The organism is Streptomyces sp. LARHCF249, from assembly GCF_052871255.1.
Genome location: NZ_JBIXJQ010000025.1, coordinates 8,942 through 35,606, shown reverse-complemented (window position 1 = coordinate 35,606; position 26,665 = coordinate 8,942). Strand labels below are relative to the sequence as shown.

Annotated in this window: 5 protein-coding genes and 1 pseudogene; 4 read left to right on the top strand and 2 right to left on the bottom strand. The window is 73.9% G+C overall.

What is annotated here, in order from left to right; all coding sequences use genetic code 11:
• The 4 genes and pseudogenes from ACIPUC_RS36860 to ACIPUC_RS36845 all read left to right on the top strand — a co-directional run.
• Window positions 1-1,119 (top strand): beta-ketoacyl reductase (locus tag ACIPUC_RS36860; protein ID WP_446594806.1); only part of this gene is annotated, 1,119 nt, incomplete at its 5' end.
• A gap of 174 nt (window positions 1,120-1,293) precedes the next feature.
• A complete protein-coding gene (locus ACIPUC_RS36855) occupies window positions 1,294-12,132 on the top strand; it encodes a beta-ketoacyl synthase N-terminal-like domain-containing protein (protein ID WP_446594152.1) in 10,839 nt (3,612 codons plus the stop codon).
• Window positions 12,133-12,242: 110 nt separating this feature from the next.
• Window positions 12,243-24,146, top strand: a pseudogene (locus ACIPUC_RS36850) (SDR family NAD(P)-dependent oxidoreductase); the annotation flags it as partial.
• A gap of 281 nt (window positions 24,147-24,427) precedes the next feature.
• Window positions 24,428-24,685: an acyl-CoA carboxylase subunit epsilon gene (locus ACIPUC_RS36845; RefSeq protein ID WP_446594804.1), complete on the top strand. Its 258-nt coding sequence runs from the start codon at window positions 24,428-24,430 to the stop codon at window positions 24,683-24,685.
• A 246-nt stretch (window positions 24,686-24,931) separates the two neighbouring features.
• On the opposite strand, the gene ACIPUC_RS36840 is transcribed toward ACIPUC_RS36845, so the two are convergent.
• Together ACIPUC_RS36840 and ACIPUC_RS36835 are read right to left on the bottom strand one after the other, a co-directional pair.
• Complete coding sequence (locus tag ACIPUC_RS36840) at window positions 24,932-25,114, bottom strand: DUF5302 domain-containing protein (protein WP_446594803.1); 183 nt, start codon at window positions 25,112-25,114, stop codon at window positions 24,932-24,934.
• Window positions 25,115-25,173: 59 nt separating this feature from the next.
• Window positions 25,174-26,665 (bottom strand): MFS transporter (locus tag ACIPUC_RS36835; RefSeq protein ID WP_446594802.1); only part of this gene is annotated, 1,492 nt, incomplete at its 5' end.

Here is a 26,665-nt window from a genome sequence, read left to right as displayed (position 1 = left end):
TGCGTGCGGGTAGAGGCCTGTGATGTCGGTCGTCGCGATGACGTGGAGAAGGTGCTCGGTCTTGCTGAGGAGGGTCGGCCCTGGACGGCGGTCCTGCACCTCGCGGGCGTCCTGGACGACGGTCTACTCCTCGGCCAGGACGCACAGCGGCTCGCTCATGTGATGGAGCCCAAGATCACCGGCGCCGTCCACCTCGACGAGCTGACCGCCGGCATGGGCCTGGACCTCGCCGCGTTCGTGTTCTTCTCCTCCGCCGCCGGCACCGTCGGCACGGCCGGACAGGGCATCTACGGCGCGGCCAACGCCTGCCTCGACGCGTACGCGGCCCACCGCCGGGCCGAGGGACGCCCGGTCACCAGCCTCGCCTGGGGCCTGTGGCACCAGGCCGGGGTGGGCATGACCTCGCACCTCGGCAAGACCGAACTGGACCGGATGCGCCGCCAGGGCATCGCCCCGCTCGGTTTCCAGCACGGCCTGGACCTGCTGGACGCGGCGCTCGCCCGCCCGGCCGGCAACTTCGTACCCCTGCAGCTCGACCTGCGGGCCGCGCAGAGCGAGGTGGACCAGGGCAGGGCGGCGCCCGCCCTGTTCCGGTCCCTCGTACGGGCCCGGCCGCGCCGGGCCGAGGCCCCCGCCGCCGTCTCGGGCGGGCCGGCCGGCCTGCGGGAACGGCTCCTCGCCGTGCCCGACGACCAGCGGGCCGACCTGGTCACGGAGCTGGTGCTGCGCGAGGTGGCCGCCGTACTGGGCCTGAACTCGACCGGCTCCCTCTCCCCGCAGGAAGTGCTCAAGGGGCTCGGCCTCGACTCGCTGATGGCGGTGGAGCTGCGCCGGCGCCTGGCGACGGAGAGCGGGGTACCGCTGCCCGCGACCCTCGCCTTCGACCACCCGACGCCCGAGCACATCTCGCGGCTGATCCTGAGCCGGCTGAACCTCCCCGCTCCGGCTCCGGCGGCGGCCGCTGCGACGACGGCCGCGACGCCGACGGCGGCCATCGAGGACCTCGGCGTCGCCGGCGACGGCACGGACGACGGGGCCGACGACGGCGAACGCTCCGTCGAGGACCTCAACGCCGAGCTCGACGCCCTGTTCGCGGCCGAGGGATTCGGCCTCGACTAAGGCCTCCGCCCAGGCCCCTGTCCGGGCCTCCACCAAGGCCTCCGAGGCCGCGCCACCGGGCACACCAGGTCACGTTGACCCGGGCTCAAGTGTTTGCCGATTGGCTGATCCGGTCCCCGTGTTGTCGGCGGGGACCGGAAAGCTCGCGGTGGCCGCGCAGAGAGGCGCTCGATGGTGTCGAAAACAAACCAGGACCGGATGCAGGCTGCACTGCCCGCGATCCGCGCGTTGCAGAAGCGCGCGGCGGACCTCGAGGCGAAGCAGTCCGAGCCGATCGCGGTCGTGTCGATGGCCTGCCGGCTCCCGGGCGGCATCGACACCCCGGAGGGCTTCTGGGAGCTGCTCGCCTCCGGCGGGGACGCCGTCGGCGGCCTGCCCTCGCGCTGGACCGGCCTGGACCTGTACGACCCCGATCCCGAGGCCGTCGGCAAGACGTACTCCCAGGACGGCGGATTCCTCGACGGGGCCGAGGACTTCGACGCCTCCTTCTTCGGCATCTCGCCGCGCGAGGCCCTCTCCATGGACCCGCAGCAGCGCCTGGTCCTGGAGGCCTCGTGGGAGGCCCTGGAGCGGGCCGGCATCCGCCCCGACTCGCTGATGGAGAGCCGTACCGGCGTCTACCTCGGCACGATGAGCTCCGACTACGGCCACCTGGGCCGCGATCTGGACGCCCTCGACGGCTACGTGAGCACGGGCAAGGCCTCCAGCGTGGTCTCCGGCCGCGTCTCCTACACGCTGGGCCTGCAGGGCCCGGCCGTCACCGTCGACACCGCCTGCTCCTCCTCGCTGGTCGCCCTGCACCTCGCGGTGCAGGCCCTGCGCCAGGGCGAGTGCGAACTCGCCCTCGCGGGCGGCGTCACCATCATGAGCGCCCCCTCCCTCTTCGTGGAGTTCTCCCGCCTGAAGGGCATGGCGGCCGACGGCCGCTGCAAGTCGTTCTCGGCGGGCGCCGACGGCGCCGGCTGGGCCGAGGGCGTGGGCGTGATCGCGCTCAAGCGGCTGTCCGCCGCCCAGCGGGACGGCGACCGCGTCCTGGCCGTGATCCGCGGCTCCGCCGTCAACCAGGACGGCCGCAGCCAGGGCCTCACCGCCCCCAACGGCCCCTCGCAGCAGCGGGTGATCCAGGACGCGCTGGCCGCGGCCCGGCTGACCCCCGCCGACATCGACGCGGTCGAGGCGCACGGCACCGGTACGTCGCTCGGCGACCCGATCGAGGCGGGCGCGCTCGCCGAGGTCTTCGGACCGGGGCGCGAGGCGGACCGGCCGGTCTACCTGGGCTCGTCGAAGTCGAACATCGGGCACGCGCAGGCGGCCGCCGGTGTCATCGGTGTCATCAAGATGGTGCTGGCGCTGGAGCACGGCGTACTCCCGAAGACCCTGCACGCCGAGGAGCCGACCCCGCTGATCGAGTGGGACACCAGCGGCCTCGAGCTGCTCAACGAGGCGCGTGCGTGGGAGCGGGGCGCCGAGCGCACCCGCCGCGCGGGCGTCTCTTCGTTCGGCCTGAGCGGTACGAACGCCCACGTGGTGCTGGAGGAGGCCCCGGCCCGGGAGGCCGCCGAACCGGCCGCCGCCGGCCTGCCGGCCGGCCCGCTTCCGGTGGTCGTCTCCGGCCGTGACGAGGCCGCGCTGCGGGAGCAGGCGGGCCGCTGGGCGGACTGGCTGTCGGCGCACGGCACCCAAGTCCCGCTCGCCGACATCGCGGTCACCGCCGCCCGGCACCGTTCGCAGTTCGAGTCGCGGGCGAGCGTGGTCGCGGCCGACACCGAGGGTCTGGTGGAGGCGCTGCGCGCGCTGGCCGAGGGCGGCTCCCACGATGCGGTGGTGACCGGCTCGGCCGCGCGCCGCGGCAAGGTCGTCTTCGTCTACCCGGGCCAGGGCAGCCAGTGGGTGGGCATGGGGCGTGAACTGCTCGCCTCCCACGCGGTCTTCGCGGAGACGATCGACGCGTGTGATGCCGCGCTGCGGCCGTTCACGGGTTGGTCGGTGCGTGAAGTGCTCGCCGGTGAGGAGGGTGATCACCCGCCGTTCGACCGGGTGGACGTGGTCCAGCCGGCCCTGTTCGCCATGGGCGTCGGTCTCTCCGCCGTCTGGCGCTCGCTGGGCGTGGAGCCGTCCGCGGTGGTGGGTCACTCGCAGGGTGAGGTAGTCGCCGCGGTGGTGAGCGGTGCTCTCACTTTGGAGCAGGGTTCGCAGATCGTGGCGCAGCGCTCGCAGGCGGTCCTGGCCTGCGCCGGTCAGGGCGGTATGGCCCTGATCGAGCGTCCGGTGGCCGAGGTCGAGGAGCTCATCGCCCCGTACGGTGACGCGCTGTCCGTTGCCGCCGTGAACACGGCCGGCTCGACGGTCATCTCGGGTCAGGCCGACGCGATCGTGAAGATCGTGGCGGAGCTGTCGGCGCAGAACGTCTACGCCCGCAAGATCAATGTGGACTACGCCTCCCACAACGCCCAGATGGACCCGCTCCTCCCCGGCCTCGCGGCCGGGTTCGAGGGGATCGCCCCGACCGGCACCGACATCGCCTTCTACTCCACCGTCACCGGCCAGGTCGCCGAAGGCACGGACCTGGACGGCTCGTACTGGTGCCGCAACCTGCGCGAGCCGGTCCGTTTCGACCGTGCCCTCGACCGGCTCCTGGACGACGGCCACGGCGTGTTCGTCGAGATCTCGGCGCACCCGGTGCTGTCCATGCCGCTGACCGACGGAAGTGCGGAGCGCGGCGGGATCGTCGTCGGCTCCCTCGCCCGCCGGCACGGCGAGCCGGCCCAGCTGCTGCGCAACCTCGGCCTCCTCCACGTCCAGGGCCACCAGCTGAACTGGGACCGCGTGCTCGGAACCGGCACGGGAACCCTCGTACCGCTCCCCACCTACGCCTTCCAGCGCGAGCGCTACTGGCTCGAGTCCGACGAGCGGGCAGGCGACGTCCGTTCGCTGGGCCTCACCGCCTCGGCGCACCCCTGGCTCGGCGCGGCCACCGCGCTGGCCGACGGCGAGGGGTACCTCTTCACCGGCCGGCTCTCCTCCGCGCAGTACCCCTGGCTCCGGGAGCACGCGGCCTTCGGTACGCCGCTCGTCCCCGGCACCGGCCTGCTCGAGCTCGTCCTCACCGCCGCCCACCACGTCGGCGCCCCCGGCGTCTCCGAACTCGTCCTGACCGAGCCGCTGCTGCTCGGCACGGACGGGGCGATCCGCCTCCAGGTCGCCGTCGGCGCCCCCGACCGCACCGGCCGCCGCCCCGTCGCGGTCTACAGCCTCCCGGAGAACGCCGCCGACGACGCCCCGTGGCGCCGGCACGCGGCCGGCTCCCTCTCCCACGCGCCGACCGCCGACAGCGACACGTTCGCCGAGCTGGCCCAGTGGCCCGTCCCCGGCACCCAGCCCGTCGACCTCGAAGGGTTCTACGACCGCCTGCGCGCCCGCGGCCTCGACTACGGGCCCGCCTTCCAGGGCCTGACCGAGCTCCACCGCGCCGGCGACACCGCGTACGCGCGGGTCCAACTGCCGGAGGGGCTCAAGGCCGACGAGTTCGGCATTCACCCCGCACTCCTCGACGCGGCCCTGCACGCCCTGGTCGGCGTCCAGGACACGAGCACCGGGACCGACTCCTCGCAGGTGCTGCTCCCGTTCGAGTGGACGGGCGTCGAGCTCCTCGCCGCCGGAGCCACCGAGCTCCGCGTACGCGTCGCACTCGACCCCCGGCAGAACAGCGTGCGCGTCACCGCCACCGATCCGTCCGGCCGGCCCGTCGCCCACGCCGACGGACTCCAGTTGCGCGCCGCGGGCGCCGAGCAGCTCAAGGCCGCCGAGACCGTCGACCACCTCTACCAGGTCGCCTTCCAGGCCCCGCCCGTGCTGGAGGAGGCCCCGCAGGACGGCCCGACCTGGGTCCTGGGCGACGACACGCTCGGCTTCGACGCCGCCCACCCGGACGCGGACGCACTGCTCGCCGCCGTCTCCGCCCTCGGCGCCGACGAGGACGCCCCGGACCGCCTCCTCGTCGACGCCACCAGCCTGATCGGCACGACCGCCCTCGCGGAGGCCACCGCCGGGCTGGAGCTGCTGCAGCGCCTCCTCGCCGAGCCCCGCCTCGAACGGACCGAGCTGATCTGGCTGACCCGGGGCGCGGTCCACGCCGACGGCCCCGTACGCGACCTCGTCCGTGCGGGCCTGTGGGGACTGCTGCGCACGGCCCGCAGCGAGCACGCCGACCGCGTGATCCGCCTCGTCGACATCGACGCCGAGCCGTCCGCCGAGCCGTCCGCCGTGGCGGCGGACGTGGCGCGCGCCCTGTCCGTCGCCGGTGAGCCGGAGCTGGCGGTGCGCGGCGGCGAGATCCGGGTGGCGCGTCTGGTGCGTGCGGAGACCGGCGGGGAGCTGCCGGAGTTCGCGGCGGACGGATCCGTCCTGGTGACGGGTGGTACCGGTGAGCTGGGCCGGGCGGTTGCCCGCCACCTGGTGTCGGTGCACGGTGTACGTCATCTCGTACTGACCTCCCGGCGGGGTATGGAGGCTCCGGGGGCCGGTGATCTGGTGGCCGAGCTGGAGTCGGCCGGGGCCGAGTCCGTGCGCATCGTCGCGGCCGACGTCTCCGACCGGGCCCAGGTCGCCGGTCTGCTCGCGGATACGGACCGCCCGTGGACGGCGGTGTTCCACCTGGCCGCGGTACTCGACGACGGTCTGCTGGTCTCGCAGGACGCGGAGCGTCTGGCGCGTGTCTGGCAGCCGAAGGCCGAAGCCGCGCTCCACCTGCACGAGCTGACGCAGGGTCTGGACCTGGCGGCGTTCGTGCTCTTCTCCTCCGCCGCCGGCGTTCTCGGCGGCGCGGGACAGAGCAATTACGCGGCGGCGAACACCTTCCTGGACGCCCTGGCCGCCCACCGCCGGGCGAGCGGCCTTCCCGCGACGAGCCTGTCGTGGGGTCTGTGGCAGCAGGCCGGACAGGGTCTGACCGCCATCCTCGGCCAGGCCGAACTCGCCCGCCTCCGTCGCCAGGGCGTCGCCGCACTGAGCGAGGCGCAGGGCCTGGCGGCCCTGGACGCGGCCCTGGCTTCGGCCCAGCCGCACCTGGTCCCCGTACGCCTCGAACTCACCTCGCTCCAGCGCGAGCTGGACGGGGGCGCGGCGGTTCCGTCCCTGCTCCGCGGCCTGCTGCGCGCCCGACGCCAGCGGGCCGGGCAGTCCGCCGGCACGCCGACCGGCCTGCGCGACCAACTGGCGGCGCTGCCCGAGGCCGAGCGGCTCACGTCGCTGACCCGGCTGGTGCAGCGCGAGGCCGCCGTGGTCCTCGGTGTCGCGACCGCCGACGGGATCGGAGCGCAGCAGGTCCTCAAGGAGCTCGGGATCGACTCCCTGATGGCCGTGGAGCTGCGCCGCCGCCTGTCGTCCGAGACCGGGGTCACGCTGCCCTCGACGCTCGCCTTCGACTACCCGACCCCGACCGCGATCGCGGGCCTGCTCCTCGACAGGCTGGACCTGACCACCGGCAAGCCCAAGGCGAAGGCCAACGCGCTGCGCCACACCGCGACCGCCCCGGCGGCGGACGACCCGATCGCGGTCGTGTCCATGGCCTGCCGCCTCCCTGGCGGGATCGACACCCCGGAGGGCTTCTGGGAGCTGCTCGCCTCCGGCGGCGACGCCGTCGGCAGCCTGCCCTCGCGCTGGGACAGCCTCGGCGTCTACGACCCCGACCCGGAGGCCGTCGGCAAGAGCTACTCGCGCGAAGGCGGCTTCATCGAGGACATCGAGCGCTTCGACGCCTCGTTCTTCGGCATCTCGCGGCGCGAGGCCGTCTCGATGGACCCGCAGCAGCGCCTGGTCCTGGAGACCTCGTGGGAGGCCCTGGAGCGGGCCGGCATCCGCCCCGACTCGCTCAGCGAGAGCCGCACCGGCGTCTACCTCGGCGCCATGACCTCCGACTACGGGCACATGGGCCACGACCTGGACGCCCTCGACGGCTACACCAGCACGGGCTACGCCTCCAGCGTGGTCTCCGGCCGCGTCTCGTACGCGCTGGGCCTGCAGGGCCCGGCCGTCACCGTCGACACCGCCTGCTCGTCCTCGCTGGTGGCCCTGCACCTGGCGGCGGGCGCGCTGCGCCAGGGGGAGTGCGAGCTCGCCCTCGTCGGCGGCGTCACCGTCATGAACAGTCCCGCTCTCTTCGTCGAGTTCTCCCGCCTGAAGGGCATGGCCCCCGACGGCCGCTGCAAGTCCTTCTCGGCGCAGGCCGACGGCGCCGGCTGGGCCGAAGGCGTCGGCATCCTCGTCCTCAAGCGGCTGTCCGCCGCCGAGCGCGACGGGGACGAGGTCCTGGCCGTGATCCGCGGCTCGGCCGTCAACCAGGACGGCCGCAGCCAGGGACTGACCGCCCCCAACGGCCCCTCGCAGCAGCGCGTGGTCCAGGAAGCCCTGGAAGCGGCGCGCCTGACGCCCGCCGACATCGACGCGATCGAGGCGCACGGCACCGGTACGTCGCTGGGCGACCCGATCGAGGCGGGCGCGCTGGCCGAGGTCTTCGGCCCCGACCGGGACGAGGACCGGCCCGTCTACCTCGGCTCCTCCAAGTCCAACATCGGCCACGCGCAGGCCGCCGCGGGCGTGGTCGGCGTGATGAAGATGATCCTCGCCCTCCAGCACGAGACCCTGCCCAAGACCCTCTACGTCGACGAGCCCAGCCCGCACATCGCCTGGGACGGCAGCGGCCTGGAACTGCTGAACGAGGCGCGTGCGTGGGAGCGGGGCGCGCGGCGCACCCGCCGCGCGGGCATCTCCTCCTTCGGTCTGAGCGGCACGAACGCCCACGTGATCGTGGAGGAGCCGCCCGCGGCGACTCCCGCTCCGGGCGCCGCGGCCGCCGCCGAGGCACCGCTTCCGGTGGTCGTCTCCGGCCGTGACGAGGCCGCGCTGCGGGAGCAGGCGGGCCGTTGGGCGGACTGGTTGTCCGCGCGCGCCGATGTCCCGCCGGCCGATGTGGCGATCACTGCCGCCCGGCACCGTTCGCACTTCGAGTCGCGGGCCAGTGTCGTGGCCGCGGACTCCGCGGGTCTGGTGGAGGCGCTGCGCGCGCTGGCCGAGGGCACGGCGCACGACGCGGTGGTGACCGGGACCGCGCACGAGCGCGGCAAGGTCGTCTTCGTCTACCCGGGCCAGGGCAGCCAGTGGGTGGGGATGGGCCGTGCGCTGCTCGCCTCCAACGCGGTCTTCGCGGAGACGATCGACGCGTGTGATGCCGCGCTGCGGCCGTTCACGGGTTGGTCGGTGCGCGAGGTGCTCGCCGGTGAGGAGGGCGATCACCCGCCGTTCGACCGGGTGGACGTGGTCCAGCCGGCCCTGTTCGCCATGGGCGTCGGTCTCTCCGCCGTCTGGCGTTCCCTCGGTGTCGAGCCGTCAGCGGTCGTGGGCCACTCGCAGGGTGAGGTCGTCGCCGCCGTGGTGAGCGGTGCTCTCACTCTGGAGCAGGGCTCGCAGATCGTCGCTCAGCGCTCCCAGGCGGTCCTCGCCTGCGCCGGTCAGGGCGGCATGGCGCTGATCGAGCGCCCGCTGGCCGAGGTGGAAGGATTCCTCGCCCCGTACGGCGACGCCTTGTCCGTAGCCGCGGTCAACACCACCGGCTCGACGATCATCTCCGGTGTGGCGGACGCGATCACCAAGATCGTCGCGGAGCTCTCCGACCAGAACGTCTACGCCCGCAAGATCAACGTGGACTACGCCTCCCACAACGCCCAGATGGACCCCCTCCTCCCCGGTCTCGCCGCCGGCTTCGAGGGCCTGGTCCCGTCCCGGACGGACATCGCCCTCTACTCGACGGTGACCGGCCAGGTCGCCGAAGGCACCGAGCTCGACGGCACGTACTGGTGCCGCAACCTCCGCGAGCCGGTCCGCTTCGACCGTGCCCTGAACCAGCTCCTGGACGACGGCCACGGCGTGTTCGTCGAGATCAGCGCCCACCCGGTGCTGTCCATGCCGCTGACCGACGGAAGTGCGGAGCGCGGCGGCATCGTCGTCGGCTCCCTCGCCCGTCAGCACGGTGAGCCGGCCCAGTTGCTCCGCAACCTCGGCCTCCTCCACGTCCAGGGCCACGACCTGAACTGGGACCGCGTCCTCGGCGCCGCCACCGGCAGCCTCGTACCACTCCCCACCTACGCCTTCCAGCGCGAGCACTACTGGCTCGAGGCCGCCAAGCCCACCGGCAACGTCCGCTCCGTCGGCCTCGACGTGCCCGAGCACCCGTGGCTCGGCGCGGTCACCGCGCTGGCCGACGGCGAAGGACACGTCTTCACCGGCCGGATCTCCCTCGCCGAGCACCCCTGGCTGGCACAGCACGCGGCCTTCGGGACCGTCCTCGTCCCCGGCACCGGCCTGCTCGAACTGGCCCTCACCGCCGCCCACCACGTCGGCGCGGAGTCGGTCGGGGAACTCACCCTGCTGGAGCCGCTGACCCTGACCGAGGACTCGGCCGTCCGGCTCCAGGTGGTGGTCGGCCCGTCCGACGCCACCGGCCGCCGCCCGGTCACCGTCTACAGCCGTCCGGACGAGGTCTCCGACTCCGGCTGGCGCCGTCACGCGACCGGCGAACTCGCGGAATCCGCGGAGGCACCCGCCCCTGCCGACGGCGAGGCGTTCGCCGAGCTGGCGCAGTGGCCGGTCGCGGGCGCCGAGTCCGTCGATCTGGACGGTTTCTACACGGGCTTCCGTGAGCGCGGCCTGGACTACGGTCCGGCGTTCCAGGGTCTGACGGAGCTGTGGCGCAAGGGCGACACGGCGTACGGACTCATCCGTCTGCCCGAAGGCTTGGCCGCCGACGACTTCGGTGTTCACCCGGCCCTCCTGGACGCCGCGCTGCACACCCTCATGGGCGTACGCGGCCAGGACCCGAACGACCGACAGGTGCTGCTCCCGTTCGAGTGGACGGGCGTCGAGCTCCTCGCCGCCGGTGCCACCGAGCTCCGCGTGCGCATCGACCTGGACGACACCCGCACCAACACCCGCATCTGGGTGGCCGACCCGGCCGGGCAGCCCGTCGTCCGGGCCCGCGGCCTTGCGATCCGCGAGGCGAGCGCCGAGCAGATCCGCGCCGGCGAGCGCGCCGAGCACCTCTACCGCATCGACTTCGCCGCCCGCGGCGCGCTGGCTCACGAGGACGCCCCGGCGGGCGGCACATGGATTCTCGGCGACCACGCCGAGATGTTCACAACCCTGGAGGCCGACTATGTGGCTGATGTGGATGTACTCCTTGCCCAGATCGATGAGCGGGCCGAGCTACCCCTTCGACTGGTTCTGGATGCGACGCGAGGGATAGGGCGGAGCGCGGAGCAGCTGACCGCCTCCGCTCTCACCACGCTCCAGCGTCTGCTCGCAGAACCCCGGCTGGCCTCGACCGAGCTCGTCTGGGTGACCCGCTCGGCCGTGGACACGGGCGACGGCGTGGCCGACCTGGCCCACGCCCCGTTGTGGGGCCTGGTCCGGGCGGCCCGTGCCGAGCACGCCGACCGGGTGATCCGCCTCATCGACCTCGGCACCGAAGGCGCGGCCGACGACGCCCTGCTGCCCCAGGCCCTGTCGGTCACCGGTGAGCCGGAGCTGGCGGTGCGCGGCGGCGAGATCCGGGTGGCGCGTCTGGTGCGTGCGGAGACCGGCGGGGAGCTGCCGGAGTTCGCGGCCGATGGTTCCGTCCTGGTGACGGGTGGTACGGGTGAGCTGGGCCGGGCCGTGTCCCGTCACCTGGTCACTGTCCATGGTGTGCGTCATCTCGTACTGACCTCCCGGCGCGGCCCGGAGGCTCCGGGGGCCGCGGATCTGGTCGCCGAGCTGGAGTCGGCCGGCGCCGAGAGCGTACGGATCGTCGCGGCCGATGTCTCCGACCGTGCCGAGGTCGCCGGTCTGCTCGCGGATACGGACCGCCCGTGGACGGCGGTGTTCCACCTGGCTGCGGTACTGGATGACGGTCTCCTCGTCTCGCAGGACGCGGAGCGTCTGGCGCGGGTCTGGCAGCCCAAGGCCGAAGCCGCCTTGCACCTCCACGAGCTGACGCAGGGCCTGGACCTGGCGGCGTTCGTCCTGTTCTCCTCGGCTGCCGGTGTCCTGGGTGGGGCGGGTCAGAGCAACTATGCGGCGGCGAACACCTTCCTGGACGCCCTGGCCGCCCAGCGCCGTGCCGATGGCCTTCCCGCGACGAGCCTGTCGTGGGGTCTGTGGCAGCAGGCCGGTCACGGTCTGACCGCCACCCTCGGCCAGGCCGAACTCGCCCGCATGCGCCGGCGCGGCATCGCCGCCCTCAGCGAACCGCAGGCTCTTGCGGCCCTGGACGCGGCCCTGGCTTCGGCCCAGCCGCACCTGGTCCCCGTACGCCTCGAACTCACGCCGCTGCAACGCGAACTGGACAACGGCGGCGACGCACCCGCCCTGCTGCGCGCCCTCCTGCGCGCCCCGCGCAAGCGCGCGGGCGGCGAGACGGCGACCGCAGGGAACGGACTGCGCGAGCAGCTGACCGCCCTGCCGGAGGGCGAGCGCCTGCCGCGGCTCGCCCAGCTGGTGCAGCGCGAGGCCGCCGTGGTCCTCGGTGCTCCCGGCAGCGCCGGCGTCGGCGCCCAGCAGGTCCTCAAGGAGCTCGGCATGGACTCCCTGATGGCCGTCGAGCTGCGCCGCCGCCTCTCCGCCGAGACCGGCATCTCGCTGCCGTCCACGCTCGCCTTCGACTACCCGACGCCCACCGCCATCGCCGGCCTGCTCCTCGACAAGCTGGCCGTGGGAACCGGGGGAGGGGCGCGGCCCGGACAGCGCGTGACGAAGAACCAGATCGACAACCTCGTGGAACTCCTGCGTTCCGCGACACCGAAACAACTCGAGGAGCCGGGCCTGGCCGCCGGCCTGCTGGCCCTGCGGGACGGACTGGCCAAGGCCTCCGCCGCGGCCGGCACCGCCGACGCGGCAGAAGCCGAGACCGAAGCCGACCTTGGCGGCGACAGCACCGATGACCTCCTTCAGTTCCTGGATCGCAAGCTTGGAGTGAGCGAATGAGCGCGTCCGAATCCGAGAAGCTGGAAAAGCTCGAGGCGTACCTGAGGCGCACGGCGAACGCGCTCGTCGAGACCGAGAAGGAACTCAACGCCGAGCGGGCCTCGCGTACGGAGCCGATCGCGGTCGTGTCGATGGCCTGCCGGCTGCCCGGCGGGATCGACACCCCGGAGGGCTTCTGGGAGCTGCTCGCCTCCGGCGGCGACGCCGTCGGCGGCCTGCCCTCGCGCTGGGACAGCCTCGGGGTCTACGACCCCGACCCGGAGGCCGTCGGCAAGAGCTACGCCCGCGAGGGCGGCTTCATCGACGGAGCCGAGGGCTTCGACGCCTCCTTCTTCGGCATCTCGCCGCGCGAGGCACTCTCGATGGACCCGCAGCAGCGCCTCGTCCTGGAAACCTCGTGGGAGGCCCTCGAGCGGGCCGGAGTCCGCCCCGACTCGCTCAGCGAGAGCCGCACCGGCGTCTACCTCGGCACGATGAGCTCCGACTACGGCAACCAGCAGGGCCACGACCTCAACGCCCTCGACGGGTACAGCACCGGCAACGCCAGCAGTGTCGTCTCCGGCCGCGTCTCCTACACGCTGGGCCTCCAGGGCCCGGCCGTCACCGTCGACACCGCCTGCTCCTCCTCCCTCGTCTCCATCCACCTGGCCGTCCAGGCCCTGCGGCAGGGCGAGTGCGAGCTCGCCCTGGCCGGCGGCGTCACCGTGATGAGCACCCCGGCGCTGTTCGTGGAGTTCTCCCGCCTGAAGGGCATGGCCGCCGACGGCCGCTGCAAGTCCTTCTCGGCCGGCGCCGACGGCGCGGGCTGGGCCGAGGGCGCGGGCGTGATCGTCCTGAAGAAGCTGTCGGCAGCGCAGCGCGACGGCGACCCGGTCCTCGCCGTGATCCGCGGCTCCGCCGTCAACCAGGACGGCCGCAGCCAGGGCCTGACCGCCCCGAACGGCCCCTCCCAGCAGCGCGTCATCCACGACGCCCTGGAAGCGGCCCGGCTGACCCCCGCCGACATCGACGCGATCGAGGCGCACGGCACCGGCACCCCGCTCGGCGACCCCATCGAAGCGGGCGCGCTGGCCGAGGTCTTCGGCCCGGAGCGGGACGGGAAGCGTCCCGTCTACCTGGGCTCCGCCAAGTCGAACCTCGGGCACGCGCAGGCGGCCGCCGGTGTCATCGGCGTGATCAAGATGGTCCTGGCGATGCAGCACGGCGTGCTCCCGAAGACCCTGCACGCCGAGGAGCCCAGCCCGCACATCGAGTGGAAGAGCAGCGGCCTCGAGCTGCTGAACGAGGCGCGTGCGTGGGAGCGGGGCGCCGAGCGCATCCGCCGTGCGGGCGTCTCGTCCTTCGGCCTGAGCGGTACGAACGCCCACGTGGTCCTGGAGGAGCCCCCGACCGCTACCCCGGCCCCCTCGGCCGAACCGACCGCAGCCGCCCCGCTTCCGGTGGTCGTGTCGGGCCGTGACGAGGCCGCGCTGCGGGAGCAGGCGGGCCGTTGGGCGGACTGGCTGTCCGGGCGCACCGAGGTCCCGCTGGCAGACGTCGCGGTCACGGCCGCCCGTCACCGTTCGCACTTCGAGTCGCGGGCGAGTGTGGTCGCGGCGGACACTGCCGGTCTGGTGGAGGCGCTGCGGTCGCTGGCCGAGGGCCACGCGCACGACGCGGTGGTGACCGGGTCCGCGCGTGAGCGCGGGAAGGTCGTCTTCGTCTACCCGGGCCAGGGCTCGCAGTGGGTCGGCATGGGCCGTGAACTCCTCGCCCAGAATCAGGTGTTCGCCGACACCATTGACGCGTGTGACGCGGCCCTGCGTCCGTTCACGGGCTGGTCGGTGCGCGAAGTCCTGGCGGGGGAGGAGGGTGATCACCCGCCGTTCGACCGGGTGGACGTGGTCCAGCCGGCCCTGTTCGCCATGGGTGTGGGCCTGTCGGCGGTCTGGCGCTCCCTCGGTGTGGAGCCGTCAGCGGTCGTGGGCCACTCGCAGGGTGAGGTCGTCGCGGCTGTGGTGAGCGGTGCTCTGACTCTGGAGCAGGGCTCGCAGATCGTCGCGCAGCGCTCGCAGGCGGTCCTCGCCTGCGCCGGTCAGGGCGGCATGGCGCTGATCGAACGCCCGCTGTCCGAGGTCGAGGAGTTCATCGCCCCGTACGGGGAGGCTCTTTCCGTAGCCGCGGTGAACACGGCCGGCTCCACGGTCATCTCGGGCCAGGCCAACGCGATCGAGAAGATCGTCGCGGAGCTCTCCGAGCAGAACGTCTACGCCCGCAAGATCAATGTGGATTACGCGTCCCACAACGCGCAGATGGACCCGCTGCTCCCCGGTCTCGCCTCGGGCTTCGAGGGCATCGCCCCGACCGGCACCGACATCGCCTTCTACTCCACGGTCACGGGTGAGGTCGCCGACGGCACCACGCTCGACGGCTCGTACTGGTGCCGCAACCTCCGCGAACCCGTCCGCTTCGACCGGGCCCTGAACCGGCTCCTGGACGACGGCCACGGCGTGTTCGTCGAGATCAGTGCCCACCCGGTCCTGTCCATGCCGCTCACCGACGGCAGCGCCGAGCGCGGCGGCATCGTCGTCGGCTCCCTCGCCCGCCGGCACGGCAAGCCGGCCCAGCTGCTCCGCAACCTCGGCCTCCTCCACGTCCAAGGCCACGACCTCGGCTGGGACGTCGTCCTGGGCTCCGGAAACCTCGTACAGCTTCCCTCGTACGCCTTCCAGCGCACGCACTTCTGGCTGGACACCCCGAAGAGCTCGGGCGACGTGCGCGGGGTCGGCCTCGAGGTCTCCGAGCACCCGTGGCTCGGTGCCGTCACCTCCCTCGCCGACGGTGAGGGGTACCTCTTCACCGGCCGCATCTCCCTCGCCGAGCACCCCTGGCTGGCCGGTCACGCAGCCTTCGGCTCGGTCCTCGTCCCCGGCACCGGCCTGCTCGAACTGGCCCTCACCGCCGCCCACCACGTCGGCGCCCCGGGCGTTGCCGAACTCGTCCTCACCGAGCCGCTGTTGCTCGGTACGGACGGCGCCGTCCGCCTCCAGGTCGCCGTCGGCGCACCCGAGAGCACCGGCCGCCGCCCGGTCACCGTCTACAGCCGGCCCGAGGGCAGCGACGAGGAATGGCGCCGTCACGCGACCGGTGAACTCGCGGAGCCCGCGGACCTCACCGCGCCCGCCGACGGCGACACGTTTGCCGAGCTGGCCCAGTGGCCGGTCCCGGGCGCCGAGTCCGTCGATCTCGACGGCTTCTACGAGGGCTTCCGCGAGCGCGGTCTGGACTACGGCCCTGCCTTCCAGGGCCTGACGGAACTGTGGCGCAAGGGCGACACGGCGTACGGTCTCATCCGCCTCCCCGAGGGCCTGAAGGCCGATGACTTCGGTGTTCACCCGGCCCTCCTCGACGCCGCGCTGCACACCCTCATGGGCGTACGCGACGAAGAAGCACGTCAGCGCGTGTTCATGCCGTTCGAGTGGACGGGCGTCGAACTCCTCGCCGCCGGCGCCACCGAACTCCGCGTACGCATCGACGTCGCGTCGGGCGCGGACGAGCACCTCACCCTCAGCGTCGCCGACGGCGCCGGCCACCCCGTCGTCCGCACCCGCGGCCTCGCGATCCGCGAGGCGAGCGCCGAGCAGATCCGCGCCGGCGAGCGGGCCGAGCACCTGTACCACGTCGAGTTCCGCCCCACCCGGACCCCGGGCGACGCGGAACCGGCCGGGGAGACCTGGGCCCTCGAGGGCGACGCCGGGATCGCCGCCGCCCTCGGCGCGCAGGTGTTCGCCGACGTCGACGCACTCCTCGCCCACCTCGCCGAAGGAGCCGACGCCCCGGCCCGCGTCCTCGTCGACGCCACCGGCCACGCATCTGCCGCCGACGCCCGTGAGCTGACCGCTTCCGCCCTCGGGATCCTCCAACTCCTGCTGGCCGAACCGGGTCTCGAACAGACGGAGCTGGTCTGGCTGACCCGCTCCGCCGTTAACGGCGTTAACGCCGTTGCCCCCGGCGACGGCATGCCCGGCCTGGCCCACGCCGCCCTGTGGGGTCTGCTCCGCGCGGCGCGTGCCGAACACGCCGACCGGACGCTGCGCCTCATCGACCTCGGCACCGACCGCGCCCGGGACGACCTCGCGCTGGCCCCGGCCCTCACCCTCACCGACGAGCCGGAAATCGCGCTCCGCGACGGGGAGATCCGTACCGCCCGCCTCGTCCGTACGGCCAAGGCGTCCGACGCCCCGCGCCTGGACCCCGACGGTTCCGTTCTGGTGACGGGTGGTACGGGTGAGCTGGGCCGGGCGGTTGCCCGCCACCTGGTGTCGGTGCACGGTGTGCGTCATCTCGTACTGACCTCCCGGCGGGGTATGGAGGCTCCGGGGGCCGGTGATCTGGTGGCCGAGCTGGAGTCGGCCGGCGCCGAGAGCGTACGGATCGTCGCGGCCGATGTCTCCGACCGTGCCGAGGTCGCCGGTCTGCTCGCGGATGCGGACCGCCCGTGGACGGCGGTGTTCCACCTGGCCGCCGTACTGGACGACGGTCTCCTCGTCTCGCAGGACGCGGAGCGTCTGGCGCGGGTCTGGCAGCCCAAGGCCGAAGGCGCCTTGCACCTCCACGAGCTGACGCAGGACCTGGACTTGGCTGCGTTCGTCCTGTTCTCCTCGGCTGCCGGTGTCCTGGGTGGGGCGGGACAGAGCAACTACGCTGCGGCGAACACGTTCCTGGACGCCCTGGCCGCCCACCGCCGGGCGAGCGGCCTTCCCGCGACGAGCCTGTCGTGGGGTCTGTGGCAGCAGGCCGGACAGGGTCTGACCGCCACCCTCGGCCAGGCCGAACTCGGCCGCATGCGCCGCATGGGCATCGGCGCGCTCACAGAGCAGCAGGGCCTCGCCGCCCTCGACACCGCCCTCGGCTCCCCGCACCCGCACCTGGTCCCCGTCAAGCTCGACCTGGTCACCCTGCAACGGCGCCCCGACGAACTGCCCGCCCTGCTGCGGGCCCTCGTCCGCGCGCCGAAGAAGCGCGTCGGCAGCGCGGCGAGCGCTCCCTCGGGCCTGCGCGACCAGCTGGCGGCGCAGCCCGAGGCCGAGCGGCTCACGTCGCTGATCCGGCTGGTGCAGCGCGAGGCCGCCGTGGTCCTCGGCATCGCGACCGCCGAGGGGATCGGTGCGCAGCAGGTCCTCAAGGAACTCGGCATCGACTCCCTGATGGCCGTCGAACTGCGCCGCCGCCTGTCCTCCGAGACCGGGGTGACGCTGCCCTCGACGCTCGCCTTCGACTACCCGACCCCGACCGCGATCGCGGGCCTGCTCCTCGACAGGCTGGACCTGACCACCGGCAAGCCCAAGGCGAAGGCCAACGCGCTGCGCCACACCGCGACCGCCCCGGCGGCCGACGACCCGATCGCGGTCGTGTCCATGGCCTGCCGCCTGCCCGGCGGCATCGACACCCCCGAGGCCTACTGGAACCTCCTCGTCTCGGGCGGCGACGCGATCGGCGAACTGCCCTCGCGCTGGGACAGCCTCGGCGTCTACGACCCCGACCCGGAGGCCGTAGGCAAGAGCTACGCCCACGAGGGCGGCTTCATCGAGGCCGCCGCCGACTTCGACGCCGCCTTCTTCGGCATCTCGCAGCGCGAGGCCCTGTCCATGGACCCGCAGCAGCGCCTGGTCCTGGAGACCGCCTGGGAGGCTCTGGAGCGGGCCGGCATCCGTCCCGGCTCGCTCAGCGAGAGCCGCACCGGCGTCTACCTCGGCGCCATGAGCTCCGACTACGGCGAGCAGGGCCGCGAGCTCGACGCCTTCGACGGGTACGTGAGCACGGGCAACGCCTCCAGCGTGGTCTCCGGCCGCGTCTCGTACGCGCTGGGCCTGCAGGGCCCGGCCGTCACCGTCGACACCGCCTGCTCCTCCTCCCTCGTCTCCCTCCACCTCGCCGCGAGCGCCCTGCGCCAGGGCGAGTGCGAGCTCGCCCTCGTCGGCGGCGTCACCGTCATGAGCACGCCCCGGCTGTTCGTGGAGTTCTCCCGCCTCAAGGGCATGGCCCCCGACGGCCGCTGCAAGTCCTTCTCCGCCCTGGCGGACGGCGCGGGCTGGTCCGACGGCGTCGGCATCCTCGTCCTCAAGCGGCTGTCCGCCGCCGAGCGCGACGGCGACCGCGTCCTGGCCGTGATCCGCGGCTCCGCCGTCAACCAGGACGGCCGCAGCCAGGGCCTCACCGCCCCCAACGGCCCGGCTCAGCAGCGCGTCATCCTCGACGCCCTGGAAGCGGCCCGGCTGACCCCCGCCGACATCGACGCCGTCGAGGCGCACGGCACCGGCACCCCGCTCGGCGACCCGATCGAAGCCGGTGCGCTGGCCGAGGTCTTCGGCCCGGACCGGGACGAGGACCGGCCCGTCTACCTCGGCTCCTCCAAGTCCAACATCGGCCACGCGCAGGCCGCCGCCGGTGTCGCGGGCGTCATGAAGATGATCCTCGCCCTCCAGCACGAGACCCTGCCCAAGACCCTCTACGTCGACGAGCCCAGCCCGCACATCGCCTGGGACGGCAGCGGCCTGGCACTCCTCCGGGACGCCCGCCCCTGGGCCCGGGAAGCCGCGCGCACCCGCCGCGCGGGCGTCTCCTCCTTCGGCCTGAGCGGTACGAACGCCCACGTCGTCCTCGAAGAGCCCCCGTCCGCCGCCCCGGCCCCGTCCGCCGCGGCGACCCCAGCGACCGGCCCGGCCACAGCGACCGGAGCGACCGAAGCGACCGAAGCGGCGGAACCGTCCATAGCGACCCAAGCGACCCAGGCGGCCGAGTCGACCCAGACGACCGAGTCGACTCAGGCGCCCCAGCCGCCCCTTCCCCTGGTCCTCTCCGGCCGCGACGAGGCCGCCCTGCGCACCCAGGCCGCCCGCTGGGCCGACTGGCTCGAGGGCCGGCCCGAGGTCCCGGTGGCCGACCTCGCGTACACCGCGGCCCGCCACCGCACGCACTTCGAGCACCGCGCCGCCCTGACGGTGACCGGCACCGGCGAAGCGGTCACCGCGCTGCGCGCCCTCGCCGACGGCCGCACCCCCGCGGGCGCCGCCGAAGGCACCGCCGCCGACGGCCCCCTCGCCGTACTGTTCACCGGCCAGGGCAGCCAGCGCCCCGGCATGGGCCGTGCCCTGCACGCCGCCCTGCCGGTGTTCCGGCAGGCCTTCGACGCGGTCTGCGCCGCGCTCGACCCGCACCTGAACCAGCCGCTGGCCGAGCTCGTCCTCGGCGGCTCCGCACTCGTCCACGAGACGGAGTACGCCCAGCCCGCCCTGTTCGCCGTCGAGACCGCGCTCTTCCGCCAGTGGGAGGCCTGGGGCGTGCGCCCCGCCGCGGTCGCCGGCCACTCCATCGGCGAACTCGCCGCCGCCCACGTCGCCGGAGTCCTCACCCTGGACGACGCGGCCCGCCTGGTCGCCGCCCGCGGCCGCCTGATGCAGGCCTGCGAGCGCGGCGGAGCCATGGCGTCCGTGGAGGCCTCGGAGGCCGAGGTCCTCGACACCCTGGAAGCCCTCGCCGACATCTCCGGGCGCATCTCCATCGCCGGCGTCAACGGCCCCGCCCAGACCGTCGTCAGCGGTGACGAGGCCGCCGTGGCCACCGTCACCGGCCACTTCACCGAACTCGGCCGCCGCACCCGCCGCCTGACGGTCTCCCACGCCTTCCACTCCCCGCACATGGACGCCATGCTCGACGCCTACCGCCAGGTGGCCGAGGACATCACCTTCGCGGCCCCCCGGATCCCGGTCGTCTCCACGGTCACCGGCACCCGGATGGGCCCGGACCTCGCACCGGGCGAAGGCCTGCGCGACCCCGGATACTGGGTACGGCAGGTCCGCGACGCCGTGCGCTTCCTCGACGCCGTACGCACCCTCGAGGCCGACGGCATCGGCCGCCACCTCGAATGCGGCCCGGCCGCCGTACTGGCCGCCATGGGCGCCAACTGCGTCACCGACCCCGCCGTCTTCGTCGCCTCCCAGCGCGCGCCCAAGGACCCCGACCAGGTCCCGGACGAGGTCCGCGCCCTCGTCGAGGCCCTCGGCGCGCTCCACGTCAGCGGCCAGGAACCCGACTGGGAGCAGGTGTTCACCGACCGGCCCGCCCCGGCCCGCGCGGCCGAACTGGCCGCCGGCCTGCCCACGTACGCCTTCCAGCGCGAGCGCTTCTGGCTCGAGCCCGCCCGCGGCAGCGCCCGCGGCGCCCGCGACACCGGTCTCGTACCGGCCGGGCACCCCTGGCTCGCCGCCGTCCTGACGCTCGCCGACGGCGAAGGCCAGCTGCTCTCCGGCCGGCTCTCGCTCGCCGACCACCCCTGGCTGGCCGACCACGCCGTCTTCGGCAGCGTCCTCGTGCCCGGCACCGGCCTGCTCGACCTCGCGCTGGCCGCCGCCCGGGCCGTCGGCTCCGAGCGGGTCGCCGAACTCACCCTCGCCCAGCCGCTCGTCCTCGCCACCGGCGAACCCCTGCGGCTCCAGGTCAAGGTCGGCGCCCCGGATGCCGAAGGACGGCGGAAGATCGCCGTCCACAGCCAGCCGGAGGCATCCGCCGACCCGGCCGCCTGGACCCTGCACGCCTCCGGCGAACTCGACGACGACCCCGCCGCCGAAACCCCCGAGGGGCTCGCCGAACTGGCCCACTGGCCGGTCCCGGGAGCCGAGCCCATCGCACTCGACGGCTTCTACGAGCAGCTCGGCGGCGAGGGCCTCGCCTACGGCCCCGCCTTCCGCGGCCTGACCGCCCTCGCCCGCCAGGGTGACGTCGCCTACGGCCACGTCACCCTGCCCGAGCCGCTGCGCCAGGGCGTCGACGGCCACGGAGTCCACCCGGCGCTCCTGGACGCGGCCCTGCACGTCCTGGCCGGCGTCACCCCCGGATCCGGGCAGCCCGAAGGCACCGTGCTGCTCCCCTTCGCCTGGACCGACGTCACCCTGTACGCCACGGACAGCACCGAACTGCGCGTCCGCATCGCCCTGGACGCCGGCCAGGACCCGCAGTCCGCCGCCGCCGCCGGCCTCGGCGCCACCGTCCTGGTCACCGACGCCACCGGCGAGCCCGTCCTGTCGGGCGCGCTCCAGATCCGGCAGGCCTCCGCCGAGCAGCTGAAGGTCACCCGCTCCGACGGCGACCACCTCTACCGCGTCGACTTCCAGCCGGTGGCCGAGCCCGCCCGGGCCACCGCCCCGCAGCCCGCGACCACCCTGGTGATCGGCGGCACCGGAGCCCTCGCCGAGACCCTCGGCGCCACCTGGTCGGCGGGCCCCGAGCCGCTGCTCGCCGACGGGCCCGCCCCCCAGCGCATCGTCGTCGACGCCACCACCACCGGGCCGGCCGACGCCGCCGAGCCGGCCACCCTGGCCGCGCTGGACCTCGTACAGCACCTGCTCACCGAGAAGACCGCGGAATCCGAGCTGGTCTGGATCACCCGCGACGCCGTCGCGGCCCGCCCCGAGGACACCGTGTCCGACCTCGCCCACGCCCCGCTGTGGGGCCTGGTGCGGGCCGTGCGCGGCGAGGTCCCCGACCGCACCCTGCGCCTGGTCGACCTCGACACCGCCACCCCCGACCGGGAGGTCCTCGCCGCCGCCCTCGCGACCGGCGACGAACCCGAACTGGCCCTGCGCGGCGGCGCCCTGTTCGCCCCCCGCCTGGTGCGCACCACCCGCGCCGCGGCCGCCCACGGCGGCGAGGCCCTCACCCCGCCCGCCGGCGACGGACCCTGGCACCTGGACATCCGCGAGAAGGGCAGCATCGACAGCCTCGAACTCGTCACCGTCCCGCCGGCCGGCCCGCTCGGCCCCCACGAGGTGCGCGTCGCCGTCCGCGCCGCGGGCATGAACTTCCGCGACGTCCTCAACGCGCTCGGCATGGTCGCCACGCCCAAGCTGGGCCTGGAGTTCGCCGGCACCGTCCTCGAGACCGGATCCGCCGTCACCCACCTGCGACCGGGCGACCGGGCCATGGGCCTCGCGCTCGGCGCCTTCGGCACCGAGGTCCGCGGCGACGGCCACCTGATGGCCGAGCTGCCCGACACCCTCACCTTCGAGGAGGGCGCGACGATCCCGCTCGCCTTCCTCACCGCGTACTACGCCCTCACCGACCTCGGAGCGCTGCGCCCCGGCGAGAAGCTCCTCGTCCACGCGGCCGCCGGCGGCGTCGGCATGGCCGCCGTCCAGCTCGCCCACCACCTGGGCGCCGAGGTCTACGGAACGGCCAGCCACCCCAAGTGGGACGCGCTGCGCGCCCTCGGACTGCCCGACGAGCGCATCGCCTCCTCCCGCGACACCGCCTTCGAACAGCGGTGGCTGACCGCCACCGGCGGCGCCGGCTTCGACGCCGTGCTGAACTCCCTCGCCGGGGAGTTCACCGACGCCTCGCTGCGCCTGCTGCCGCACGGCGGCCGCTTCCTGGAGATGGGCAAGACCGACATCCGCGAAGCCGCCGCCGTCGCCGCCGCCCACCCGGGCGTCGCCTACAGCGCCTTCGACCTGATGTCGCTGGAGCCCGAGCACCTGCACCGCATGCTCACCGAGCTGTCCGCCCTGCTCGCCGACCGGGTGATCGCCCCGCTGCCCTACCTCGGCTACGACGTACGGGAGGCCCCCGCGGCCTTCCGCCACATGGCGCAGGGCCGCCACACCGGCAAGCTGGTCCTGACCACCGGCCGGACCCTCGACCCGGAAGGCGTGGTCCTGCTCACCGGCGGCACCGGCGAGCTCGGCCGCGACCTGGCCGCGCACCTGGTCGCCGAACACGGAGTCCGCCACCTCGTCCTGACCTCCCGCCAGGGCATGGCCGCTCCCGGCGCGCAGGATCTGGTGGCCGACCTCGAAGCCGCCGGCGCGGCCGGCGTGCGCATCCTGGCCTGCGACGTCTCGGACCGCGACGCGGTGGCCGGCCTGCTCGCCGAGGCCGGCAGCGAGCGCCCGCTGACGGGCGTGGTGCACCTCGCGGCCGTGATCGACGACGGTGTCGTGCACAACCAGACGCCCGAGCGGTTCGCCCGCGTCCTCGCCCCCAAGCTGGCGGGAGCCCGGCACCTGCACGAGCTCACCCGCGAGCTGGACCTGGCCGCCTTCGTCCTGTTCTCCTCGGTCGCCGGCACCCTCGGATCGCCGGGCCAGTCCAACTACGGCGCCGCGAACGCCTTCCTGGACGCCCTCGCCGCCCACCGGCACAAGCTCGGCCTGCCCGCCACCAGCCTCGCCTGGGGCCTGTGGGCGCAGGGCGGCGCCGGAATGACGGCGCAGCTCGGCGAGGCGGAACTCGCCCGGATGCGCCGCCAGGGCGCCCAGGCCCTGACCGCCGCCGAGGGCCTCGCCCTCTTCGACGCGGCCCTGGCCCGCCCCGAACCGCACCTGGTGCCGCTCAAGCTCGACACGGCCCGCCTCGCGTCCGACGACTCCGGGGCGCGCCCGCCGGCCCTGCTGCGGGCCCTGGTCCGTACGCAGCCCAGGAAGGCCAAGGAGGCCGCCGAGCGCGGTTCGGCCTTCCGGGACCGGCTGGCCGCCCTGCCCGGCGAGGAACGCGAGGCGGAACTGCGCAAGTTCGTCCAGCAGGAGGTCACCGCGGTCCTCGGCCTGTCCGGCAGCGTCCCGCTCGACAAGCCCATGCGGGAGTTCGGCTGGGACTCCCTGATGGCCGTCGAGCTCAAGAACCGCCTCGCCCGCCACACGCAGGTGGCCGTCCCCAACACGCTCGCCTTCGACTACCCCACGCCGCGCGCCATCGCCGGATACCTGCTCGGCAAGCTCTCCTTCGACGGCTCCGGCGGCGCACCGCAGAGCGCGGCCGTCGCCGACACCCCGCCGCAGGACCCCGCCCAGGCCGCCCAGTGGGCGGTGGCCCGGATCGGCGTCGAACGGCTGCGCCAGAGCGGCCTGCTGGACCGGCTGCTGGAACTGGCCGCACCCGCCACCGCCAAGGCCGAGGCCCCCGCCGACGCCCTGCAGACCGCCCAGGAACTGACCGACGACGAGATGGACGCGGCCCTGGACGCCGTACTCGGCGGCATCTGACCCCCGGGGGCCGGCCTCCCCCAGACCGGCCCCCGGGTTCCCTCCCCCCCCACGGCCGGGTCCCGGCGCCGGTGGGTGGCGCTCGCCGCAGAGGGCCGCATGAAGGTGAAGGAAATGAGCGGTTTGGCTGGCCGGAAGCGGTATTTCCGCAGGAAGACCGGCTGATCCGACTCGATTCATCCCCAGAAGGCCGCTGACCGCTGCTGCGGTGCGTGTCACCCCCGCGTGGGAGCACCCGGCCGCCCCGCCCGCGGACGAGGCCGGGCGGAGCGAACGGGCCAGTGGCGGGCGAGGCTGGCGCGGACCGCATGGGCGAGGCCGCCGTCGAGGACACCTCTCTGGCCCTCGCCATGGCCTCGATCCGTATCTCCAGGGGCAACCCCACCGCCGAGGAGATCGCCGCGCCCGCCGTCCTCCTCACGGCCCGCCTGGGCAAGCGCCACGAGGCCCAGCGGCCTGCCCCCGTCACCGCGCGGGCCCGCAAGCTGCCGTCCCTGTCCTTTCAGCCTTTCCGCGCGCCGGGCGCCTGGGCCTCTTGAGATCCTCACCAGGGTGAACGCCGGTGATTCCGGCAGGCACCGCTACGCGGCACCACTCTGCGTTCCTGTTTTATCGACCGCCGTCACTCCGGGAGCCGGGGTACTCGAGCGGCCCGCCCCCGGTCAGAGCAGCCGGAATCCCGGTGCGCCGTGCGGCGGCGCCGCGCGCAGACGGAAAAAGGCTGCCGCGGGCCTCCTGGTGGGAGGTCCGCGGCAGCCCCGGCAGCGCGGCGGGAAAGCCGCGTGTCACCCGGTCTTGCGCCGGAAGTACCGCTTCTGCCCGGCCGAGCCGCTCATGCCCTTGACCCTCAGACGGCCGTCCTCGTGCGCCTGCCGCGCCCGGCTGGCGTTGGCCTTGCGCTCGAGGGCCTCACGGAATTTCCGGCGGGCGTCGTTCTCCTCGACATTGCTCTGCGGCGTATCGGTCATACCTACCTCCTGGACGCGGACTGGCCAGCCATCTTTTTGTTGGGGGAAAGGAATTCGGCCTATGCCGGGTCGGGCACGAGACCGCCGGCGGTGAGGTCCGTCCGCTCGGCCTTCCCGGCGGGCCCGGCCTCCGCGTCCGCCGGCTTGCTGCGGGGCAGCAGCGGGGCGAGGGCGGCGGTCAGCAGGAAGGCGGCGACGTTGTACCAGAGAGTGAGGGAGACGGCGGAGCTGAAGTCGGCGGCTCGCGCCGCGGCCGCCCCCGCGGTGTCCGGGCCCACGAGCCCGAAGAGGACGGCCCCGACGACCGCGATGCCGATCGCGGCACCGAACTGCGTGGCGGCGTTGACCACGCCGGACCCGGCGCCCGCGTCCTCGGGGGGCAGGTCACCGAGCACGGCCGTGGCGAGGATGGGCGTGCTCAACCCCATGCCCAGGCCCATGAGGAAGGCCGTGCCGGCCACGTACGGCCACGTCAGTCCAGCGCCCTGGGTGTGCACGACGCCGATCGCGGCCAGGGAGCTCAGAGCCATCACGAGGGCGCCCGCCGCCACGAACAGGCGTCCCCGGGTGGCCCCGAAGCGCCAGCCGAGCTGGAACGTGGCGACGATGCCCAGCGGCCACGCCGCGATGGCGAGTGCCGTGTCGCCCACCGACCAGCCCAGACCGAACTGGAGGTGGTAGGTGAGCACGAAGGAGAACGAGGTGATGCCGGTGAACGCGAGCAGGGTCACGACCAGGCCGGCGGAGAAGGAGCGGTGGCGGAACAGGGTGGGGGGCAGGAGAGCGGAGCCGTTCTTCGCCTGCCTCCTGCGCTCGTGGACCACGAACGCGAGGAACAGCGGCACCGAGGCGGCCAACACCACGAACATCCAGGCGGGCCAGCCCTGTTCGCGGCCCTGGACGAGCGGGAACATCAGGCTCAGAGAGGCCGCGGTCAGCAGGACCACGCCGGGCATGTCGAGCTGCGGGCGCTCGTCGGCGCGGAAGGAGGGCAGCGACCGGGCCCCGAGGATCAGCGCGAGAATCCCGATCGGGACGTTGACGAAGAACACCGTCCGCCAGCCGAGGCCCATCAGGTCGAGGTCGGTGAGCAGACCGCCCAGCAGCGGTCCCCCGATGCTGCCGAGGCTGAGCAGACCGCCCACCAGACCGGCGGCCAGGGCCCACTCCTTGCGGTCGAATGTCCGGACGATGACGGCCATGACTTGGGGAAGCATGAGGGCGGCCATGAACCCCTGCGTGAAGCGGCCGGCGATCAGCATGCCCGGGGAGACGGCCAGACCGCACAGGGCGGACGCCACGGTGAACAGGGCGACACCGGTCATGAAGACCCGCTTGGCCCCGAAGATGTCACCGAGTCGCCCCCCGGTGATCAGGAACATGGAGAAGGCGAGGGCGTAGCCGGCCATGGTCCACTGCGCGGAGGCGAAGCCGATCTCCATGTCCCGCTGGATGCTGGGGAGGGCGACGGTGACGATGTTGGCGTCGAGGCCGTCGAGGAAGGAGGCGGTGCCGAGTACGCCCAGGGCGACCCATCGCGCGCGTCCGGAC

Excerpts from the sequence above, each read along its gene's own strand:
- ACIPUC_RS36840 (WP_446594803.1), bottom strand. The coding sequence starts at position 25,114 with ATGACCGATACGCCGCAGAGCAATGTCGAGGAGAACGACGCCCGCCGG.